Here is a 13,979-nt window from a genome sequence, read left to right as displayed (position 1 = left end):
GGCTGTCGGAATCTTCTTTCGGAGGTTTGAGGAGTTGCATGTCCAACCCGTCGATTTCCTGAAGTGACTTACCTGCTATTCCTTGCAGATCGCCATACATACCAACCGTAGACTCGATCACGCCTTTAATCTGCATTTCCCGTTTTGCCCAAAGGCGGGTTGTCGCCTTGCGCTCTTTTTCGAGATCCGAATGCATGTCAGAGAACTTCTCGACGATCGCTTCAATGCGGTGACGGAAACGCGGTCCCGTCAGGTATTGATAGACCACCTCCATCTTGGTTTGTTGACCTTCGCCTGCCTGACATGCAGCCGACAAAGAAATGAGTGATTGTCTGACAGACATCGCCACGGGAAGCGGCGCAGCAAGTGACTCATTCAACTTGAATTCGGTCTTGCAGTTCGGACAGACGATCGTTGGCTCGCTCATTTAGAATTCCAATTATTCCTACAGCCAACACAACTAATGCGAGCCGGACGCGGCGACTTCCACCATACATGATCTTGGCGAATCGTGCGCGGTGCCAGCTGAGTTTTCTATATTTCCACCCAAAATTCTTGGGCGGGCACTATGTTGGCGGGCTTTGGTGAGGCGGATTTTAGATAACAATAGCTTTCCCTGCCCTCAGGAGCGAAGAATCTGCGTAAGATTGAGTCAGTTGAAGATCGGAGAGACGAGTATCAAGAACGTGCCTGCCAAGCAGGTTAAAGGCGAATCGCTGCCGGTTCTTAAGAAAGAGCAGTTCCTTCTTTTCTGACGCCCCGCACGATCAGACCTACATAGCCGGCCCCTGCTCTGGGGCCGTCCCATAGAGATCGTCTCAGAAGAGGTTTTCGAGGCGGGGGATTCAAGAGTTGATTTCTTCAACGCATCGCCGCTGCATGTACGGCGTTAAATCTTCGTTTGTTTCCAGGTGGCATCTAGCGGTTTGAACATTCTCTCGGGAGAGAACGCCATTGAGCGACCGAGCCGATCTTGAAAAGAAAACCATCAAGGCACTGCGGCATTATCGCAAGGCTCTCGCCAGGGTTGAGAGCCAGGAACAAGCGGAAGCTTCAGCGCAGCGAGCGCTGACGGGGATGCTGCCCGATCTTGAACACGCAATCCTCGAAGACTGCGCACCACCAGTCAAAGACAATCTGTTTCAAACTGGCTTGGCTGCGATCTTGCGATCGAACGAAGCGTGGGACGCCATGAGCAAGGCGACTACGACATTGGAGGTAGCCCGCCAGGCCCTTATCGCCCTGGAGCAGCAACTAGGGTATATTCCAGGCGTATCGAACGTTGCGGCAAATTCCAGGTCCATCCGGCATAGCCCAAATAATGGTTGACCGATTTCAGGCCCAGAGCCGCGGTGGGCTACTTGCTGCGTTCGTCGCCTCGCGTATCGCCGCGCTGGTCGGCAATGACGCCCTGCTCCGCGTCGCGCCGCCGGTTATCGGCAAGCTCCGAAAGCTCCCTCTTCAACACGTGCCGGCGGGTTTCGACCGCGGGCATGTCTTTGACGAACTGACGAATCTGCCGCGCGAGCGCGTCATCGCGCGCCGTCCCAGAGCGCTGCAGCTCGGCCGCGTAGTCCAGATAGCGCTGCCGGATCGCGTCCTGACGTGACCAAATTCGGGCGTTCCAAGGTCGTTCGGTCGTCTTGCCACCCCTCACCTCGCGGAGAATTTCCTCGCGCGCCAGCCGATCGACATCAGGCGTGACCTTTCGTTTGCGCAAAGCTAACACCGCCCCACGGTCGGCCTTTCGAATGCGCCCACGGGTTCGCCGCGGCGTTGCCTCCGCCGCGATTCCGCGAAGCCGAAGTTCGCCGGCAAAGCGTTCCCGCCAGGCCTGAAGATGCGCCTTGCGGGGGTTGAGGCGCTTGCCGTCATGGCCCAAGGACCGAACGGTCAAGTGCACGTGGGGATGCTTATCGTCGAGGTGCTGGACGAAGACGTAGTCGTGATTGTGACCGAAAGTCTCGATCGCAAATGCCCGCGCCGAATCCTTGACTGCGATGGCATCGGTGCCAGCCGGCATCGACAGAATGATGTTGACCGAAAGCGATCCGTCGCGGCGGCGTTTGTCGTCGAGACCCGCATCATCCTCCCAGCGTTGCTGTAGGTCTTTCAATCCGGAACGACCCGTCAGCGCCGCGCCCTGCTCTGTTTCGCCATCGAGCTCACCGTTGCGCGTGATGTATGCCAGGTGCGACTTGAGATGCACCACGCCCTTTGTGCGACCGGTGATCTTGACCATCACCTCTGGTGCCCGCCGCACGATGCGTTCGAGCTTTGCACGAATCGCCGGCGTAAGGCGGCCGGGGGCGGCCGGATCGGGGATATCCCACTCGGCCCCCCGTGGACGCCGATTGGGCGTTTCCCATACATACGAGATCGGCGGGAGTTCGGAGGCCAGATCGGTCGGCCGCGGCGAGCGGCGCCGACTCATCGCCGTCCATCCCAATAATCCGCGTTGCCATTCAACGCATTCCGTAATTGTGCGAGTTCCGTTTCAATGACCAATTTGGCCTCTTGAATTGCGGACAGATCGGGCTCAACCGCCCTGCGCTGCAGCACGCTGGTGTTTGCGGCGCGCGCGATCTGGTTGATGTTGCCTCCGATGCGGTTGAGCTCGCGAACGATGGCGCGAAGCGCGGCATGCTCCTCTGGGGAATGTTGCACTGGCGACCCCAATCGGGAGCGCACCAGCGCGACGATCCAGCCAGTTCGGGTCATGCCACGCTGATGTGAAACTTCTGCGAGCTGCCGCATCTCGCTCTCGCGAAATCGCACCGTCACCTTCTCCGGCCGTCCGACCGGCAATGCCAAGATGCGCGGCGCTGGTGCATCTAGTGCATCAGCAATGAGACGCCGCAGCAGCGCGGATTTGCCGCCCTGGGTCGCTGCGAGAACTGAGAACTCCGCCGCGACTTCGTCGGAGACGCGAAGCGAGATCAGAGCCATGCACTCCAATCCCAATCGCGATGTAATACATCGCTGGCGCGAAGCCTATCCTGCACTAGAAAGCAAAAAAACGTACCCCTCGGTGTTGGTTCAAACCAATACTCTGTGTGTTCAGGGCTCGCTACGGCGAAGCACGCGACGGGCCCTGCCCTCTCTGCCAAATTCCGCCCGCGGTCCCTCTTTGACCAAGTAGCCATCGCGATCACCGATCCGCCGGCAACAAAGTAAACGAACAAGCTAACTAACATCGGCGATGTGGACCGCGACTTTCCAGCAGCCTGCGGCCTCACTACAGCGCTATGGGGAGCGCGTTCGGCCTTCGGCTGCTGCGCTAACGCGCCATCCTTCGGATGGGAAAGTCGCTCCGCCGCCACACGCCGGTAGTCTGTCTCTGCGGCTGCGAAGGTGTCGAACGAGTTCATCTCGACACGATCTCCTCGATCGTGAGTGCCGACGTTGGAACCTCTTCTGCGTTGTCCGAACCATCGACCAACACCACAGCGTGACGGGAGCCTTGCGTTGCAAGCCGATCAACAACCAGCTGACCAGCCCGGTTCTGATACCGAACCCTGATTGCCAGCGATGGCGCCGACTTCGATTGTGACACGAGGCGCGTTTTTGGCAGTTGATCATCGGGTGCTGCCTCTCGGCCTTTGGCACCGATACGTGGCAGAACAGCTTCCGGCGGGAGATCGCATCTTTCGGATCGAGGTGGTCCAGCAGGCGATTGGTCCTGGCCCTTGGCGCGGTCGGCCGCGGCGCGTACGTCCCGGGCCAGTTGCCGAGCCTGTGCGTCGGTGAAGCTGTCCTGCGTCGCACATCGCCGTTCGATCTCGTCCGGATGCGTGCGCCAAGCCTGGTAGAGTTCATAAAGAGCGCGGATCGAACTTCCCTCAAGTCTCGCCCGGAGAAATTCCGGCATGCCTTGAACTGACGCGTAGCGCGACACCCAGTCTCTTGGCTTCCCTAGCTTGCGCGAGATATCCGCTTGGGTATCGCCGGCGTCCAGCCGGTCTGCGATGAACCTCGCGATCTCAGGCGCGCGCAAATCATCGCGCTGGATATTCTCGATCATCTGCGCGTATCGATCCGGCAAGCCCACGTCTCGAACGAATGCGGGTATCTCACGCAGTCCCGCGCGCTGCGTAGCGCGGTACCGGCGCGCGCCCATAGCGATGACGTACCGTCCATCCTCACTGGAACGGCGAAGAATGATGGGTTGCAGCACGCCATGCTCGCGAATCGTTTGCGACAGCTCCTCCAGTTCCTGTTCGCTGAAGTTGCGGCGTGGTTGATCGGGGTCTTCGTCAATGCAGTCGATAGCGACCGTGAGCGGCCTCCCGGTTGTCGCGTTAGGATTTGCAGCGGCGTCGACGAGTTCCTTAAAGCTGAGATCGAGCGTCACTAGTTGTCTCCTGATCAAGCCGTTCTGCGATCTTGGTGAGAATCGCGCGGATCTCTCGACCCGCTTCTTGCGCCGATCGGCGTTTCAAGCTCCAGACCGGCACCCGTTCCGCAACGGCTTCGGCATAGCCGTCCCTTGCAACAATTTGGCCTGGGAACACGTACTTGCCCGCTTCGCGCAATAACTGCTCCAAATGCGTTCGTTGGCGAGGCGACTTGGTATTGAAGTTCGAAGGCAGCAGGCCGAGGAATGTCGTGTCCTGGCGACCGTACCGTCGTTGAACACCGATCACGGTCTGCATCAGGCCTTTGACGCCTTTTACGGAATAGTCTTCCAGGTAAATCGGCGCCAGCACATGGGAGGCGGCGACCAGGCAAGCGACGCTACGAAGGCCAAGCGACGGCGGGGTGTCGATCACGCAGATATCGAATCGTTCGGCGACATCGGCGAGATTCTGCTGCAGGGTCATGACGGCAGCAGCATTGCCGCGATCGATATCCGTCAGGGAGCTGTCGGCCGGCGCCAGCGTGATACCGTTGTTTTCGCCAGCAGCAAGTCGGGTCGCGGGCTTGAAGAGATCGGCCGCCGAAGTCGACCCCGTATGCTGCTTGAGCGTGTCTGTCGCGTTGCCCTGCGCATCAACATCGATCATCAGAACCCGGCGGCCAGCTTCCGCCATGAACCAGGCCAGATGCACTGCAAGCGTCGTCTTGCCGACGCCGCCCTTTTGATTGTTGATGACGATCGTGTTCATCGGATGAAGCTTGATGAAACTATCTGCGCCCGTTTCATCGATTTTCCTCCTCCAGCGCGCCGCGCCTACCTTGATGACCGGCCTCCTCATCCCGGGTGTTGGTTTGAACCAACACCCGCAATGGACCAGCGCGTGCCCCACACTCCCGAAAACCGGGCACAAAATCCCCTGCCAGAAGAGTCAGGTGGCCAAACCAAACAAAGAAAGCGCTCAATCAAAACCAGTTCGCGCCATTGGACAGGCGGCATTGGTGGTGCCGGAAGCTAACGAAACCGAACGCGCGGCCCCCCTGCCCGTGTTGGTTTAAACCAACACATTCAAAGGCTCAGCCACCTCGCGATGCCCGTATTGGCTGGAAAGACGAACAGAGCCGATGTCCACCGAACGCAGGCAGCGGGCAAGCGCCGTGCGGCATCCCGCCCGAAACGTCCCGCAGGGCGAGGAGCGAAGGCGACGAGAGATAAGCTCGCCGGACCCGTTCCTACCAAATAATTTTGCCGCCGAGGGCGCGAGCGCATGGAATCCCGGACCGACCCGTTTCCGGAGGAATACGGCAAGGGATTCTTCTCCAGTGATGACCGGCCGCCGACGGCCATAGGTATCCAAGCCATGCAACCGGAGCGACCACTGGAGCCGAGGAAAACTGATGATCATCGCTTTCACCTGGCTCGCGTGAGGTCGGCAACGTCGCCTGAAATGCGCCAAACAATCTCGCTTAGCCCGCTCAAGCCGAAACCTGCCACAGCCCCCATCTTCACCTCGCTCAAGCTCGTCGCTTTTCGTGAAGCCGAGAATTGATCTGCGACATCAGGATTGGCCCAAGGGAAAATTCCCCGACCTCCGCCTTCCGCGTCAGTCCGCGCAAGTAGCCGCCAGCTGATCTGATCGTCGTCCCACGCTGCAGGATGCATGCGACGACGACCGCCGCTTGCATTTCGCCCAGGACGGTTTGCGCCTCCTCCCAGGCGCTCGGACTGATCCCCAGCATCGATCTCACAACGCCCGCGGTGGCCAGGAAATCGCGCCAGTTCGAAATCCCGCCCTTCGCATAATCGACGATGTCCGGGCATGCACTCAGGACCATTCCCAACGGATACGAACCTTCCGCGACTCGCGATGGTTGAAGTTTTAGCTCAGCTCCCCCCGCCCTGCCTTTTTGGAGGCTAGGTTCAAGATCAATAGGGGCATCTGTATTTGAATTCTGTATGTGGCGCTCAGACTGGGACTCATTGGCGCTCGGATTCTTGGATTTGATGTGTGCTTCCAGAAGATTGAGCACATCGTCGGCGAGTTGAGACAACTCGTCAGCGATCGGCTCGAGCTGCTGACGGGTGGCGGTCCTCGGAATCTGGGCTAGCATTGCCCTGAACGTGGCGTGGACGTCTTGCCAGTCGGCCGGCCCCTGCCCTCCCCTGCGTGTCGGGACGCCTTCCTCGATGCCGGTGGCAATCATCTTGGCGATGTCGCGCCGGCACAGAGTGACGCGCTCGCGCACAAGCTTGAGCGCGCGCGCCTCTGCTTCAATGTCAGCCGCCAGGTGCTCGAACTCTTCTGACCGCACGACGAGCGGTGACAGATCGAAGCCGAAGGCAAGCTCAATTTCGCCAGCGCCGCTTTTCCGCGCGTAGCGTTTGCCGTTTGGGCTATCGCGCCGAATGATCAAGCCAGCGTCGACCAGGACGGCGAGATGCCGGCGTAGTGTCGAAGCGGGCATGCCGTGTGCGCGCAACGTGAGCTTGTCGTTGGACGGAAAGACGATCAGGTCGTCCTCCCCTGTCAGGGCCGTCTCCGGATGGAAGGTCAAAAGCGCGTTCAACACGGAAAGTGAACGCTCGGAGACACCAAGGCGCGGCCGCGCCGTACAGATGGCGTGGAATATGTTCCATTTATGCACGACCTTTTCGGGCGGTCGCGCCGTGGCCCCCATTTGGCTTGCCACATGGGCAAGCGTCAGCGATCGCCGCCCAAAGGGCGTCGTTGGAGGATGTGACTGCATGTCTTTGCCTTAGTTGGGCAAAGAAAATCCGCTCGCCGAAACGACGCCAAAACGCTTGACACTGATTCGCGGAAGTGTGATTCTTTGGGTGCGAATACAAAGAAGGGGCTTCCGGAACGGCAACGTGACGGGGGCCTTTTTCTTTTGCCTATGGTTCTCCGACTTGGTTACGGTGGTCCTGATCCAGTCGGCTCATTCCGACCGGGCAAGCTGGGTTCATGCCGGGGGATCGCCGGCTTTGAATTCGTCGTAAAGGGTCTGCAACTTCTGTCTGACGAAGTCGCCGAACTTCGGTGCTACGCGATCGTCGAATGTCAGAGTGAGCCTCTTGCCGACGCGAGAGACTTTGGCAGCATGCGTTCCGTCCTTGGCAGCCCAATTCTCGGCCCGCGCGCGCAACGTCTTTTTACGCAGGCCCGCGGCAAGCGCCTCGAAACGTTTGTCGGTGTCCAACCCGTTGAAAGTTGGGGCCTTGACGATATCGAGGGCGAGAGCACGATTGGCCTCCTGCTCCAGCAGATCGGTGAGTTCCTGCCACCTTACACGGCCGAAGGCCGGGGCTGGCCCGATGGCGTCGATAACCTCAGCGGGCACCCGGGTTGCGATCGCGATGAGCCGCGAGAGGGCGGCTTTGTCGACGTTCAGCGATGCCATAATGATCTCGCGCGAAAATTTTCGATCCTCAAGCCGGGCTGCGAAACGCGCGCGCTCGATAAAGGTGAGATCAGTGCGACCGCTATTTTCCTGGCCCTGCGCGATGACCAGTTGCTCGTCGGTGAGGGAGCGAACCACCGCCCTCACCTTTATTCCGAGCTCACGCGCGGCCCTCAGGCGGCGGTGCCCGAATGCTACCTCATAGCGCTCGGTGCCGCCGGGCTTCGGACGAACAAGGATTGGTACGTTCTGGCCGTGCTGGCGGATGAGCTCGCAGAATGCAGCGTTTTGCTCCTCCGTCGCCTCCATGCGGTCCGGCACAAAGGAGTTGTCAATGAGCGCCGGATCGAGATCAACGATCACCTGCCCTTCAATGAGCTTCTGCTCGATTTCCTCCGCACGCTTTACCTTCTCGGAGATGCCGCCAAGCGAGTGCGATATCGCACCAAGCGCACCGGATTGCTTGATGGTGCGTTCAAGCCCGAGAAGCGGGCGCGCGCGTTGCGGGGCGACCTCGTGCGTTTCTGAGGGTTCCGTCACGGGAGGATCAAAGTTGATCTTGCGCGCCATCGTCAACTCCTGGCCCAGACCTGCTTGATCAGGCCTTCGATCTCTCCGTTCACCAGGTCAAGCGCTTCGGTGGCCCGATCATAGGTGCCGCGGGTAAATTGCTGTCGTTCGACCTCATACAGAGTCTGCTTGGTGAGCCCCGCATCAGCGATCGCGGTGCTCTTGACCATTGGGTGAGTCAGCACGCGCGAGCCGAAGATTGAGCGCATGAGACCAACCATCGTCGTTTGTGGTCCGTCGCTGGGCTCGTAGCGAGTGACGAGGTAACGCATCCAATCGTATTGAGTGGCGCCGCCGGCTTTGGCGACGACATCGAGAAGGCTTCCGGTCATGTTGAGGAATTGGGACATTGACATCACGTCGAGCATCTGAGGATGCACGGTGATCAGGACTGACGTCGCTGCGCATAGGGCGGAGAGAGTGAGGAAGCCAAGTTGTGGGGGGCAATCGATCACCACGACATCGTAGGCATCGCTGACCTGGGCCAGCGCTTCGCCAATTCTGGCGAAAAACATCGAGTCGTCGCTCTGACGCGTCATCAACGCTTTGGGCGTCTCGTGCTCGAACTCCATGAGTTCAAGCTGCCCCGGAACGATGTGCAGGTTCGGAATGTAGGTGCCTCGCACGATCTCCGGCATTTCGCGGCGTTCGGCATCATAGCGGATGGCACCGTAGATCGTCTCATTCTCGCCGACATCAAGTTCGGGCTGGTGTCCGAACAGTGTTGAGAGACTCGCTTGCGGATCGAGGTCGATTGCAAGGACGCGGTAGCCGCGGAACGCAAGATATTGAGCCAGGTGCGCGGCCGTCGTGGTTTTGCCGCTGCCGCCTTTGAAGTTCATCACCGAAATGACTTGCAGAGCCTCGCCATCGCGCCTGTGTGGAACGTACCGGCGGGCGCCTTTGCCGGCGCTATCGAGGTCGCTTCGCAGCGCGTCAATGTCTTCAATTGAATAGCTGCGACGGCTGTTCGGCGGTGCAGCGGGGCCCTTCCCTTCGGAAACCAGTTGCCGAAGATAACCCTCAGCGATGCCGATAAAGCGTGCGGCTTCGGCCGATGAGAATCGACGGATGGTCTTCTCCGCCGCTGGCGGGAAGTCTCGCAGTTGCTGCGCGCGCAATCGTGTCGAAAGCTCTGCCGCGTCGGCATTGATCAGCGACCGGAGATCACGCACATTATCGTCGAGGGGCTTGGTTAACGTCGGCATTCTAGATCTCTGCATCTGCGGGATTTTGAGCAGTTGGTCTCAAAATGCGCTGATGATTAGTAATGCCCGATTCTTTCGAAGCCGCAAGGATTATTGAGTTAACAAGTGGTTAACGGCTACGAGTGTTTTGAGGCACCACCCGCCGCCGTCACACACGATTGCATGAGAAGCACGCAGTTGTACGCTGACAACTTAACGGCGACCCGAATCAGTTACCGCGATTGGACTGAGGACGGCAGCAAGCGACGGACTGGTCTAGCGCACGGATCGCAATTGGTCTTCGCTATTGGACGCGGACCGCTGCGACCGTTGACGTCCGAATCGAATCGAATTCTAACTGGGCCCGATCTGAGAGCAACCGGCAAGTAAGCTCAAGTAAGCTTATGTCCAAGCGGATAATTCGATAGGCCTTCTGCCGATTGAGGCTCAAACTTTAGACTAGACTAGCCTCGAGACGGACGGCTCGCTTCGAGTTGTACGCTGACAACTCAGTAGCGTTCTCGGCAAACTCCCAAATGGGCGGCGCGCCGCTGACTGCGCTCAGTCCTGTAGTAGCTGACTTTCGCGCGGCCTCGGCCGAATATGAGAGCGGAAAACTCCCCGGCTTCGAACTCGCCATCCCACAGCGGCTCGGTGAAGAACACCGTACCGTTCGTGATGTCTGCCGCTGCCATTCGCGCAGGTTGACTAGGGTCCGACCAGAAACAACCCTCGTCGCTGACATCGCCAGTATTGGTGCGACCGAACTGGATCGCCAAGCGTGCTAACGTTGGCGACTTCGGATCACATGAATTGAGCGGCACCGCCGGCTCATCGCTGAGGTGCTCGACCCGCCCCGCAGCGCCGAGCCCTGGCTCGGCAAGGCGAACGGACCCTCCTGCCCTTTCCACCAATGTCCGAGCTTGCGAGACATCGCTTTGCCGTCGACGCCATATGCGGGCCTGTACCTCGCAGCACAGGGCCGCCGCGACGTCGGCATGCCGTGCTGCAGGCGGTCGAAGACTATCTCGCGCTGATGGAGATCGCCGTGGTCGCGGTGCCGCCGGAGACGGCACGGATCGCGCTCGACGCCTTCGAGGGGCACAGTCGCTCCCTTGGCGGGCGGCAAGGGAGGCGAATGAAGTAGGCATAGTCGCGGATATCGAGCTGCGTGCTGCTCATGAAGGTGATGGGAGACGCGGACAGGCTAGCCATACGTCCACCAATCGCCGGAACACGTTGTTGTCAGCTGACAACATCCTCGTCGCCCGGTGATCCAGGGCCGCAATCCGAAGAAAGTATCCCTCCAGTCGAACCCACGGGGCATCACGTCAGTACTCCTCATCGTTCCGCGCCCTACTGAAATCGAAGCAAACAACGGCAGGGACGAATCGTCGTCGGCCGAAGCCGGATCGAGATCAGCAAGCATGACATTGATGGAAGCCGCGTCCGGGAGAGGGAGGGGGAGGGCGTTAATAGATAATTGACCATATATGAATCTACCTAACGTACCGCGAAAGCCGCAAGTCTTTGTGGAATTGCCGGAATTTCCATATATCGAAGCGCGCGATTGGCGGGCCGCACGGATGCGATCTCTCGTCGATCTGGCGTTCGGCGGTCGCCATTTCCGGGATCTGGGCCGTCAAATCGAGTTCTGACGTCCAACACTACCGATTTGGTGATTTGATAGTGAGCAGTGACCGGAGAACACGGGTCGCTATGACGGAATCCAATGCTGTGTTAGCTTCCGTTTGGTCGATTCCCGTTAGGGTTATCAAGGTCTTGACACCCAACTATCAAATCCCCGATCCGCTGCCCTGGGCTCAGCTCGCCGGGCCGCTCGCGGCCGCCGAGGACACTGTTGCCCGCCTCGACGAGCGGCTGGCCAAAAGCCCAATCCGCGACGGCGCGATCAGCCGGACGCACTTCGCCGACGCCTGCGCCAGTCTGTGGCTTGACGGCGAACTTGTCCACCTCGATGACCTCGTGCTCCACGACGCCGGCATGGACGTCCGTACCCCCACCCACGAGTTGACCCGGGCCCATACCGTCCTGCGCGCCCGCCGGCGCATCGCCGAGGCGAAGCCCGATTGGGCGCTGTCGGATGCCGGACTTGCTGGCCTTCGAGGACAGGGCGAGCGAGAGGAGGAAAAGGGCCGCCGAAAGAGCGATGAGGGAAGTTTTGGAGGCGGCAATGAGGGTGCGGAGGGGGACGAGGTGGATCTCGATGCGCCGCGCGGCGTGATCGACACCGATCCTCACCTGGCGGCCGCCTTCGCCGCGGTCGACGCCGCGAACGCCAGGGCGGAGCGCAGGCTCGCCGACGAGACTCGGTCGCGGCCAGAACGGGCCCCCCTAATCTACGATCCCGACTGGGACGAGGACGGACGTCTCGACCATTGGCGCGCCGTGGTCGATCAAACCCGCGGCTTGCCGCCGACCTTGGCGGCGGCAATCGCCGCCGACGCTTGGGGCGCCATCGAACCGCTCGAACATATGCCTTGGCTCGGACGTCTGCTGGCCGCAGCGCTGTTGCGCGACCGCGGCAAAGCGCGCTGGCATCTGCCGTGCCTGCATGCCGGGCTAAAAAGCATTCCGCGCGAGCGCCGGCGGCCACGCGACGCCGCGGCGCGGCTCGCCGTGCAGCTCGATGCGCTTTCGGCTGCGGCCGAGGTCGGCCGCAAGGACCACGACCGCTGGCTGATGACCAGAAACCTGCTCGCCCGCAAGCTCGCCGGCCGTCGCGCCACTTCAAAACTGCCGGATCTCCTCGACTACGTGCTGACCCGGCCGATCGTCTCGGCCGGCATGATCGCGGCCGAGCTCGAGATCACGCCCCGTGCGGCCCAAAACCTCGTCGCCGAGCTCGGCTTGCGCGAGGCCACCGGGAGGGCACGCTATCGGGCATGGGGCATCTTGTAGGGTGCCGAGTCAGTGGGGTGCGCCGCCACGAAGCAGATGCCGATAGCCGTGCTCGGTCATCCAGTGGGCGCGGGCGAGATGGGGTTTCCAGGCGCGGCGGGCGCGATCAGGCTCGCGGCCCGGATCAAGGTGCAACACGATCCGCGCAACCTCTTTCCAATCGGCGCCGTTGGTTTCCGCGTCGAGCAAGCGCAGATTCGTGACCTGGTGCCGCTCGTCATAGCCGGTCAGAGCGGGCGCAGTCGGCGCCGCGTCGGCGACATCTGGGTCGACGGCGGTTTTTGCATGGACGATCCGGAAGGACTCAAGGCGAGGATACCGCGGTCAACACATTATGGGGCAGTCCCATATTGCGCACCACGTGGTGCCTGATCAGCATCGCCCGCCGTGGTTCGGCGCTCAAGAAGCGCTGCAGGCCTCGGCTGGCTCAAACGTGAGCGTCGAGCGCCGCCTTTGTTGGTCGTCGCGGCCAGCACAAGCGCGAAGCAGGCGGGCGGGATCGGGAGGGGGCGGATGGTTTTGAAATCTTGAATGTCAGAAAAACATGTACTATTTTCTGACATGAAAATTGCACCATCCTCAGTTCCGGACAGGATCATGAAGCGCGCCCGCACCGGCGGGCGCGGCAGCGTCTTCACGCCGGCTGATTTCCTCGACATGGCCGGCCGCGCGGCTGTCGATCAGGCGCTCTCGCGGCTGGCTAAGGGCGGCAGGCTGCGCCGCTTGGTGCGCGGCCTCTACGACTTCCCCAAGGTGCATCCGGAGCTCGGCCCGCTCTCGCCCGGACCCGACGATGTCGCGCGAGCGCTTGCTCGGGAGACGAACTCGCGGGTACAGATTGCCGGCGCTCGCGCGGCCAACGCCCTCGGCCTGTCCACCCAGGTTCCTGCCAAGAACACTTATTTGACCGACGGTCCGTCCCGCCGCGTCGTGCTCGGCAAGCGGATCGTCTATCTACGGCACGCTTCACCCAAGCACTTGATCGCTCCCGGCAGCGCGGCTGGCACCGTCGTTCAGGCGCTGAGGCATCTCGGCGCGATGCGGGCGGCCGACGTCGCTCGCGTCGCCGCCCTGCGGCTGTCGGCGAGCGACAAGAAAGCGCTCGCCACGAGCGCCGTTCAGGCGCCCGCTTGGATGCGGCCGACACTCGTCTCTATCGCCATGTCCGGTGCGGTCGATGGAAAAGTTCGCCGGTCTCGACGAGTGAATGAATGACCGGACCTCACGTTAAATTTGACGTTCCTGCCATCCTTCGCAAATGGCCCTCGCTGAATAATGCGCGTCGCAATGATGGCACGGGTCCATACTTGGTGGCCGAAGGAACGCTAAGGGCGTGCATACGGGAGTTCATGGCCAAGCCTGAAGCGACGCGTCACTTATATGAAATACATACTGCGCAGCAGCCCCACTAATTACCGAGGTCTTATCGGCCGCGCATGTCATCGAACTCGCACGGCTGCAAGATTTTCTCTGACGGCACGTGACGCAGCGTGGCGCTTTTCGCAATCCAGCTCCATCTCGCCCGCTCGCTGGATAGGAGAC

15 protein-coding genes and 1 pseudogene are annotated in these 13,979 nt (G+C 60.7%); 6 read left to right on the top strand and 10 right to left on the bottom strand.

All coding sequences use genetic code 11. From position 1 onward, the window contains the following. Nucleotides 1–4 precede the first annotated feature (4 nt). Nucleotides 5–355 (bottom strand): annotated as a pseudogene (locus tag JQ611_RS06475) (DUF2130 domain-containing protein); the annotation flags it as partial. Nucleotides 356–954: 599 nt separating this feature from the next. Between JQ611_RS06475 and JQ611_RS06470 the strand changes: the two are divergent. Next, a complete protein-coding gene (locus tag JQ611_RS06470) occupies nucleotides 955–1,329 on the top strand; it encodes a hypothetical protein (RefSeq protein WP_212464865.1) in 375 nt (124 codons plus the stop codon). Nucleotides 1,330–1,357: 28 nt separating this feature from the next. On the opposite strand, the gene JQ611_RS06465 is transcribed toward JQ611_RS06470, so the two are convergent. The 4 genes from JQ611_RS06465 to JQ611_RS06450 all read right to left on the bottom strand — a co-directional run bounded on the left by JQ611_RS06465 (nucleotide 1,358) and on the right by JQ611_RS06450 (nucleotide 5,108). Next, nucleotides 1,358–2,434: a relaxase/mobilization nuclease domain-containing protein gene (locus tag JQ611_RS06465; RefSeq protein WP_249132976.1), complete on the bottom strand. Its 1,077-nt coding sequence runs from the start codon at nucleotides 2,432–2,434 to the stop codon at nucleotides 1,358–1,360. After that, the gene (locus tag JQ611_RS06460) at nucleotides 2,431–2,949 is read right to left on the bottom strand and encodes a MobC family plasmid mobilization relaxosome protein (RefSeq protein WP_212464864.1); all 519 of its coding nucleotides are present in this window, start codon (nucleotides 2,947–2,949) and stop codon (nucleotides 2,431–2,433) included. The genes JQ611_RS06465 and JQ611_RS06460 overlap by 4 nt, the downstream gene beginning before the upstream one ends. A gap of 418 nt (nucleotides 2,950–3,367) precedes the next feature. Continuing rightward, nucleotides 3,368–4,354, bottom strand: a complete 987-nt coding sequence (locus JQ611_RS06455) for a ParB/RepB/Spo0J family partition protein (protein WP_212464863.1) — start codon at nucleotides 4,352–4,354, stop codon at nucleotides 3,368–3,370. Then, entirely contained in the window at nucleotides 4,332–5,108 is a 777-nt protein-coding gene (locus JQ611_RS06450; RefSeq protein ID WP_212464862.1) for a ParA family protein, read from the bottom strand. Before JQ611_RS06450 ends, JQ611_RS06455 begins: the two co-directional genes overlap by 23 nt. A gap of 13 nt (nucleotides 5,109–5,121) precedes the next feature. Here JQ611_RS06450 and JQ611_RS06445 point away from each other — a divergent pair, with 13 nt between their 5' ends. Continuing rightward, nucleotides 5,122–5,415, top strand: coding sequence for a hypothetical protein (locus tag JQ611_RS06445; protein WP_212464861.1), 294 nt, complete (start codon nucleotides 5,122–5,124; stop codon nucleotides 5,413–5,415). Between the two features lie 209 nt (nucleotides 5,416–5,624). Beyond that, a complete protein-coding gene (locus tag JQ611_RS06440) occupies nucleotides 5,625–5,906 on the top strand; it encodes a hypothetical protein (RefSeq protein ID WP_212464860.1) in 282 nt (93 codons plus the stop codon). On the opposite strand, the gene repC is transcribed toward JQ611_RS06440, so the two are convergent. The 4 genes from repC to JQ611_RS06420 all read right to left on the bottom strand — a co-directional run bounded on the left by repC (nucleotide 5,872) and on the right by JQ611_RS06420 (nucleotide 10,294). Beyond that, on the bottom strand, nucleotides 5,872–7,104 hold the full coding sequence (gene repC, locus JQ611_RS06435; RefSeq protein WP_212464859.1) for a plasmid replication protein RepC: 1,233 nt from the start codon (nucleotides 7,102–7,104) through the stop codon (nucleotides 5,872–5,874). The genes JQ611_RS06440 and repC overlap by 35 nt on opposite strands. A 216-nt stretch (nucleotides 7,105–7,320) precedes the next feature. Next, nucleotides 7,321–8,328: a plasmid partitioning protein RepB gene (gene repB, locus JQ611_RS06430; protein WP_212464858.1), complete on the bottom strand. Its 1,008-nt coding sequence runs from the start codon at nucleotides 8,326–8,328 to the stop codon at nucleotides 7,321–7,323. A gap of 2 nt (nucleotides 8,329–8,330) precedes the next feature. Beyond that, nucleotides 8,331–9,536: a plasmid partitioning protein RepA gene (gene repA / locus JQ611_RS06425; protein ID WP_212464857.1), complete on the bottom strand. Its 1,206-nt coding sequence runs from the start codon at nucleotides 9,534–9,536 to the stop codon at nucleotides 8,331–8,333. Between the two features lie 488 nt (nucleotides 9,537–10,024). Further along, nucleotides 10,025–10,294, bottom strand: a complete 270-nt coding sequence (locus tag JQ611_RS06420) for a hypothetical protein (RefSeq protein WP_212464856.1) — start codon at nucleotides 10,292–10,294, stop codon at nucleotides 10,025–10,027. A gap of 224 nt (nucleotides 10,295–10,518) precedes the next feature. On the opposite strand from JQ611_RS06420, the gene JQ611_RS41575 reads away from it, so the two are divergent. Together JQ611_RS41575 and JQ611_RS06410 are read left to right on the top strand one after the other, a co-directional pair. Further along, entirely contained in the window at nucleotides 10,519–10,662 is a 144-nt protein-coding gene (locus JQ611_RS41575) for a hypothetical protein (RefSeq protein ID WP_249132974.1), read from the top strand. A 572-nt stretch (nucleotides 10,663–11,234) separates the two neighbouring features. Further along, a complete protein-coding gene (locus tag JQ611_RS06410; protein ID WP_212464855.1) occupies nucleotides 11,235–12,437 on the top strand; it encodes an RHE_PE00001 family protein in 1,203 nt (400 codons plus the stop codon). A gap of 9 nt (nucleotides 12,438–12,446) precedes the next feature. Here JQ611_RS06410 and JQ611_RS06405 read toward each other — a convergent pair whose 3' ends face one another. Then, the gene (locus JQ611_RS06405) at nucleotides 12,447–12,668 is read right to left on the bottom strand and encodes a DNA -binding domain-containing protein (protein ID WP_249132999.1); all 222 of its coding nucleotides are present in this window, start codon (nucleotides 12,666–12,668) and stop codon (nucleotides 12,447–12,449) included. Between the two features lie 366 nt (nucleotides 12,669–13,034). Between JQ611_RS06405 and JQ611_RS06400 the strand changes: the two genes are divergently transcribed. Then, nucleotides 13,035–13,652 (top strand): DUF6088 family protein, encoded by a 618-nt coding sequence (locus tag JQ611_RS06400; RefSeq protein ID WP_212464854.1) that lies wholly within the window; start codon nucleotides 13,035–13,037, stop codon nucleotides 13,650–13,652. Nucleotides 13,653–13,979 lie beyond the last annotated feature (327 nt).

The organism is Bradyrhizobium sp. AUGA SZCCT0182 (assembly GCF_018130185.1).
In the GTDB taxonomy this organism is placed as follows: domain Bacteria; phylum Pseudomonadota; class Alphaproteobacteria; order Rhizobiales; family Xanthobacteraceae; genus Bradyrhizobium.
The sequence above is the reverse complement of the archived record's forward strand: the minus strand, read 5'-3'. Positions and strand labels throughout refer to the sequence as shown.

Coding starts and splice junctions, on each gene's coding strand:
- repB (WP_212464858.1), bottom strand. CDS start 8,328: ATGGCGCGCAAGATCAACTTTGATCCTCCCGTGACGGAACCCTCAGAA.
- JQ611_RS06400 (WP_212464854.1), top strand. CDS start 13,035: ATGAAGCGCGCCCGCACCGGCGGGCGCGGCAGCGTCTTCACGCCGGCT.
- JQ611_RS06460 (WP_212464864.1), bottom strand. CDS start 2,949: ATGGCTCTGATCTCGCTTCGCGTCTCCGACGAAGTCGCGGCGGAGTTC.
- JQ611_RS06450 (WP_212464862.1), bottom strand. CDS start 5,108: ATGAACACGATCGTCATCAACAATCAAAAGGGCGGCGTCGGCAAGACG.
- JQ611_RS06445 (WP_212464861.1), top strand. CDS start 5,122: ATGAAACTATCTGCGCCCGTTTCATCGATTTTCCTCCTCCAGCGCGCC.
- JQ611_RS06465 (WP_249132976.1), bottom strand. CDS start 2,434: ATGAGTCGGCGCCGCTCGCCGCGGCCGACCGATCTGGCCTCCGAACTC.
- repC (WP_212464859.1), bottom strand. CDS start 7,104: ATGCAGTCACATCCTCCAACGACGCCCTTTGGGCGGCGATCGCTGACG.
- JQ611_RS06440 (WP_212464860.1), top strand. CDS start 5,625: ATGGAATCCCGGACCGACCCGTTTCCGGAGGAATACGGCAAGGGATTC.
- repA (WP_212464857.1), bottom strand. CDS start 9,536: ATGCCGACGTTAACCAAGCCCCTCGACGATAATGTGCGTGATCTCCGG.
- JQ611_RS06410 (WP_212464855.1), top strand. CDS start 11,235: ATGACGGAATCCAATGCTGTGTTAGCTTCCGTTTGGTCGATTCCCGTT.